This is a genomic window from Erythrobacter sp. CCH5-A1 (assembly GCF_001557115.1).
GTDB lineage: Bacteria > Pseudomonadota > Alphaproteobacteria > Sphingomonadales > Sphingomonadaceae > Erythrobacter.
In genome coordinates, this window is the sequence record NZ_LSKQ01000193.1 from 1 (window position 1) to 5,832 (window position 5,832).

Below are 5,832 nucleotides of genomic sequence, written 5' to 3' on the forward strand. Positions count from 1 at the left end.
GGGAAACTGGCGGTGGAGACACCCCACAGCGCCCACGTCTGACTCTACTGTGAGGGGGACGAGATGAACCGCAAACTTCTCATGACGCTTGCGCTGATCGCCGGCTTTGCCGGGGTAGGCGCTGCGCTCGCCCAGACGGTCGACGGCCTCGACCTCGATGCGATCCGCGCCCGTGCCGCAGCCCAGAGCGAGGATGCGGCTATCCTCTCGGCCGAGGTCGCGCGTCGGGTGGAAGAGTACCGTCCCGACGCCGAAGCGCTCGATGCCGCGGCCAGGCAGAAGGTGCAGGGGCTCGATCCCGCCACGCTGCCCAAGGGCCCAGCGGGCGCGGTCGATTTTGACGAGATGATTGCTGCTGCCTCCGGGAACCTCAAGGACAATCGCGGAAGCGCGCCGCAGTTCATGGTCTTTGTGAGCCTCTCCATGCCAGAAGAATCGCTGAAGACGATCATCGATCAGACCTCGGCGGCCGGTGGCTTCGTGGTGTTTCGAGGCTTTCCCAACAATTCGGTCAAGCAGTTCGTCGCCGGCATGAGCAAGGTCGTCAGCAACGACGATCAGTTCGCTTCGATCGGTGTTGATCCCCGGCTGTTTCGTGCCTTCAATATCCAGGCCGTTCCAACATATGTCGCTGTGTCGAGCGATTTTACGCCCTGTGATGGCCTCAGCTGTATCACCACGCCACCGCCGTTCGACAGCATCAGTGGCAATGTAACTGTACGTTATGCGCTGGAGACCTTCGCTGAGGACAACGGCCCCGGTGCTCTGGTCGCGCGCACCGCGCTCGGCAATATCAGGGCTTCGAAATGAGGCGGGCGCTTGCCTCTGTTCTGGCCGGTGCCGTGTGCCTTTCAACAGCGGGTCCATTGCCTCTCTTTGCGCAGGCATCGCAGCCTGCGCCGGGTGGCGGCTTCTACGATCTCGACGATTACACCTACTTCCCGCAGCCTCAGCCGCAGCAGCGGTTTGAGCCGATCATCCCGATACTGCCTGACGATCCGATCCCGCCGGACGTCCCTGTCTTCCCGCAACCGCCGCAAAACCCGGCGCCTTCACCATCTCCAACTCCCACACCCGCGCCATCTCCGGGGAACCCGCCCCCCGCTGGCGGGGGCGGGGGAGGGGTTGTGCCAGTCGCGCCGTACGTCCCGGGCGGCCCACTTACGTTTCCTAAAGGAGACATCAGCGCTGCCAAGGCTGACGGGAAGACCTTCGTCACTGGCGCTCGAGCTGCCAGTGGTCAGATTTCGACGACCACGAACCTCACCGGCACAATCCCCGGCTATACGGGGCAGACGCTTCCGCAGGAAGCGCTGGCGGATGATCCGGATGGTCTGACGGCGCAGGGCGCAAGTGGCGCTCTGAGCAACGATGCATGGCGTCTTGTGACCAATCCAGACCGGACAGTTGTCACGCTGGATGCCGACGGGCTTCTGCGCGCACAGGCTGTCGCCGAAGATCCCGACGCCTATCTGGCCGGGTCGACGCTCGGTTCGACCAACAGTCAATGCGCGCCGCTTCCGCCGAGCGGCGCAGGAACTGAGTATTACGAGGCGACATGCGAGGAAGGTCTGCAGATCATCGATGAAGCGCGCAGCTGTCGGGTGCCACTCGAGGTTGATGTCCAAGGCAGCCCTGATCGCTATCAGTATATGTGTGATTTCGTCGAGGACTATTCGGGCGGAAGCCAAGTATGCCGCGGCTTTGAACCCGCTGTGGCCGCTGGCGTTTGCCGTGTTACGAACCGTGTTCGGATTGGTCGGACCTGCTTGCAGGGACGCTGGCCTAATTGCACGGAGCCCGGCGAGTTCATCTATCGTTTGACTGTTCAATGCAACAGCCCCGTGACATCTGCTCCGTACACGCTCGTTCCGGGTCAGAGTACGATCACCGATACGCGAAACGAAGCATTATGTCAGGCGGCAACCGATGGCCTCACGTGCACTCAGGTCGGTGAGGTCTGCACCGGCCAGTCCGAGACTCGTATGATTAATGGCGTTTCCGTGACCCGGCCCTGCTGGGAATGGGAGCGCACGTATCAGTGCAATGGAACGGGCCAAGCCACCGATTGCGGTGATATCGCCGGCAATCCTCAATGCACTTTCGTTCGGGATGAATGTCTTGACGATCCGCAGGTTGGAGCCTGTCAGGTGACAACCAATGTCTATCGTTGCCCCATCCCTGGTGTCGGCACCGATGATCCGGCTCAATATATCTGCGGTGACGATGTTTATTGCATTGACGGCGAGTGCGAGCCCATCGAGCGCGAGGCTTCTACTGAGTTCAAGGACGCGCTTGTCGGTCTCCACACCCTTGGACAGGCCAATGCCGAGTTCAATGAGGCGGATCTGACGCTGTTCGCGGGTTCGCGCGAGACCTGTTCGAAGAAGGTCTTCGGCCTGTCGAACTGCTGTTCGGGCAAGGGCGTGCCGTTGCTTACCCCGTTCCTGTGCAACGCGGCCGAGCGTGAGCTCGACAAGAAGGACGACAAGGGTCTGTGCCACCGGGTTGGATCCTATTGTTCAAGCCGTGTGCTGGGCGTCTGTACGACGCGCAGGGATGCCTATTGCTGCTTTGAGTCCAAGCTCAGCCGCATCCTCCAGCAGCAGGGCCGCCAGCAGATCAGCAAGCCTTGGGGTGCGCCCAAAAGCGAGACCTGCAAGGGCTTCACGCTTGAAGAGTTCTCACGTCTCGACCTGTCAGTGATGAATTTCTCCGAGGTCTACGCCGACTTTATCGACGCTGCCAAGCTCCCTGATGAATTGGACACGTCACAGCAAATCCAGCAACGCATAGAGGACTACTTGCAGCAGCATGGACCGAATTAATGGAAACGATAACACCGCTCTCAAGCGGACGTGCATTGCCCGACCTCAGCGTGGTCGAGTTTGCGATCATGATCGCCTTGATGCGGCTTGGCCCGCAGCCGGCACCCTCGCTGCTGCCGACGTTATCGGATTGGTTCGGCTATGCTATTTCGCTCGGCGATATTCGCCCTGCGGTTCGTCGTCTCGAGCATCAGGGGTATCTGACGACGCTCGAGGACGGATCACTGCGCACGCGGCGCGCCTCGGCCGAGCCGGTGGCGCTTTCGTTCACGGCACTCATCCGAATCGTGGGCAGCGAATTTGGCCGCGCGTTGAAGAAGGCCGATCCGCCGCTTCTGGCGCACATCATGAAGAAATCGGTGGAGGACGAGGCGGTCGCGGCCGAGGAGGCGCTGCGGAAGCGCGAGGGCAAGCCGAACCTCACGGACGCGCAGCGCGAGGATATCCGCGTGGCCGCGCGCAAGGAAGCGCGCGAAGCGCGTCTCAAACCGGTCGAGGCGGATGCAGGTGCTGTGAAGCCCAAACCGCCAAAGCGCAAAGGGAAGGGCAAGGGGCACGAGGCCTCGGACGACAGCAGCAAGGAGTGAGGCAATGACGCGGATATGGGGTGCTGTGCTGAGCGCAGCCATGTTGAGTGCGGCGCTCGCGCCGAGCTTTGCGGCAGCGCAGCATAGCGAGGAGGGCGATGATGGCCTGATCCGGGTTCAGCAGGGTGATGACTTCTATTGCCGCGAACGCAACCTCGGACAGTGGTTCTACTGCGAAAAGCCCAAGCCCGATCCTGAGACCGCCGCCCAGGCTCAGTCCAGCATTCCGGCCGCGGTCCGCCTTAAGGCGATCAGCGAAAAGCTGGAGGAGCTGAAGGCGAGGGCGATCCTCGAGCCGACCACGAAGAACGTGCAGGAATACATTTCCTTCCAGCGCGAGCAGCTCGACAGGGCCTCCGATTTTGCCGACGTGTGGCGCCGCGCTATCTGGCAGAACCCCGAGCTCGATTACACGCTTCAGCGCCCGATCAACGCACTCGGCAAGAAGACCTGGACTACCCAGCGCACCGCGCAGCGCGATGCCGCGCTTGCCGCTATCAGCCAGCGCTATGGGGTGTTCTATTTCTACTCCTCGGGCTGCGCGGCCTGCGAGGTGTTCTCTCCGATCATCAGGGGCGTCTCAGACCGCTTCGGAATGACCGTCATGGCGGTCTCGATCGATGGCGGGCCGAATGCCGCGTTTCCCAATTACCTGATCGATACGGGCCAGTTCCAGGCGATGGGCATGGCCGGCAAGCAGGTGCCTGCGCTGGTACTGTTCGACACCGTGACCAAGCAGCCGATGCCGATCGGTTACGGCGTGATGGCGGCCGACGATGTCATGGATCGCATTTTCACCCTCACCAACACCGAGCCGGGGAGTGACTTCTGATGAGCAAATCTCGCCAATCCTTCTGGGCCCGCGGCTTTCGCATCACCGGGAGCTCGCTCACCTGCCTTGCTGCCGTGAGCCTCGCGGCGTCGCCAGCGATGGCCAGCGTCGAGGGGGAGATGAACTCCTATTTCAACTCGTCCGGAGCGGCTGCCAATGTCACCGGCCCGTCTGCCTTCGACGGGCAGGCGGCAGGCTACTATTCCGGTGGCAGTCTGTGGACGCGGTTCCCGACCAAACAGATCAACCCGGTCAACCTGCAGCTGCCGCGTGCTAGCGGGGGCTGCGGCGGGATCGACCTGTTCGGCGGTTCCTTCAGCTTCATCAACACCGATGAGATCGTCGCGACCCTGAAGGCGACCGCCAACAATGCGATCGGCTTCGCCTTCCAGCTCGCGATCGATTCCATCTCCGCGCAGATCGGCGGTGTGATGAAGGACATGAGCCACAAGATCCAGCAGATGAACGAGTTCAACATGAACTCGTGCCAGTTCGCGCAGGAGGCCGTCGGCGCGCTTTGGCCTAAGATGGACGGGGCGAGCCAGACCATCTGCCAGAACCTTGGTCGCAGCAACGGGCTGTTCTCGGATGAGGCCAAGGCGCGCCACTCGTGTCAGGACCAGAGCGCGCGCAACGCTGCCATCAACGGCAGCACCGACCCGCAGGCCGCGCTCGCGAAAAGCAAAAACTACACCTGGAACGCCCTCATGAGCAACTCGGCGACGCGGCCCGACGAGGACTACGCGGAGTGGCTGATGACGATGGTCGGGACGGTGATCTACATCAAGCCCGAGACTGACAGCACTGACGGGCGGTTCCGTTTCATTGGTCCTGCGAGCTGGGACACATACACTGCGCTTCTCGACGGAACGTCGGTTGCGCCGGCCCAGATCTACCGCTGCCAAGGGTCAACGGGAGCCGATGAATGTCTCGATCCGCAGCCAAGGCCGTTGAACATCGGCCCGAACTCGGCCTACAAGGCGCGTGTCAAGGCGATGATGGAGAGCATCGCCCAGGATATCCGCATCAATTCGAGCTTGTCGAACGACGAGGTCAACCTCCTGGGGATGACGTCGATCCCTCTCTACAAGATTCTCGTGGTCAATTCCGCGTCACAGTTCGGTCTGGGTGCGGGCGAACTTGACTCCCTTGCCGAGATTGTCGCCGTCGAAGTGCTTCTCGGCAATATCGACCGCATGCTCGATGACGTCGCGCGTTCGCAGATCGGGTTCGATGCTCCCGAGCAGAAGAACTTCGATGACTGGCGCAGGCAGGTGCAGGATGTCCGCATCAATCTGAATGCCAAGCGCGCCGAGATGTCGGGCAAGCTGAGCGATACCTACCAGATCATCCAGCGCACCCAGCTCCTCGAGGCATCGCTCAAGAACACCATGAGCCCGCAGATCTCGGCGTCGCTCCGGTTTGGCCGTGGACTTTCGGCTCAGGGGATCAGGTAAGGCCCCGCGCTCGCGGGATTGAGGGAAGGGCGTAGGTAATGCTAGAGGTCTTCACGGTCGGCGGCGGCGAGTACATCGTCAATGTCCTCAATGCCGTCGCGGCATGGTCAGGGGGAGGGGGCTTCCGC

At 61.8% G+C, this 5,832-nt stretch carries 5 protein-coding genes; all 5 read left to right on the forward strand.

Annotation, left to right across the window (positions count from 1 at the left end):
• Window positions 1-63 precede the first annotated feature (63 nt).
• Genes trbC through AX708_RS11425 form a run of 5 tightly spaced genes read left to right on the forward strand, consistent with a single transcriptional unit; the run spans window position 64 to window position 5,704 of the window.
• Entirely contained in the window at window positions 64-810 is a 747-nt protein-coding gene (gene trbC / locus AX708_RS11405) for a type-F conjugative transfer system pilin assembly protein TrbC (RefSeq protein ID WP_067490146.1), read from the forward strand.
• Complete coding sequence (locus tag AX708_RS19945; RefSeq protein ID WP_082747226.1) at window positions 807-2,828, forward strand: conjugal transfer protein TraN; 2,022 nt, start codon at window positions 807-809, stop codon at window positions 2,826-2,828. Before trbC ends, AX708_RS19945 begins: the two co-directional genes overlap by 4 nt.
• Window positions 2,829-2,863: 35 nt before the next feature.
• Window positions 2,864-3,415, forward strand: a complete 552-nt coding sequence (locus AX708_RS11415; protein ID WP_067490153.1) for a hypothetical protein — start codon at window positions 2,864-2,866, stop codon at window positions 3,413-3,415.
• Window positions 3,416-3,419: 4 nt separating this feature from the next.
• Window positions 3,420-4,247, forward strand: coding sequence for a conjugal transfer protein TraF (locus AX708_RS11420; protein ID WP_082747227.1), 828 nt, complete (start codon window positions 3,420-3,422; stop codon window positions 4,245-4,247).
• Window positions 4,247-5,704, forward strand: a complete 1,458-nt coding sequence (locus AX708_RS11425) for a conjugal transfer protein TraH (protein WP_082747228.1) — start codon at window positions 4,247-4,249, stop codon at window positions 5,702-5,704. Before AX708_RS11420 ends, AX708_RS11425 begins: the two co-directional genes overlap by 1 nt.
• Window positions 5,705-5,832 lie beyond the last annotated feature (128 nt).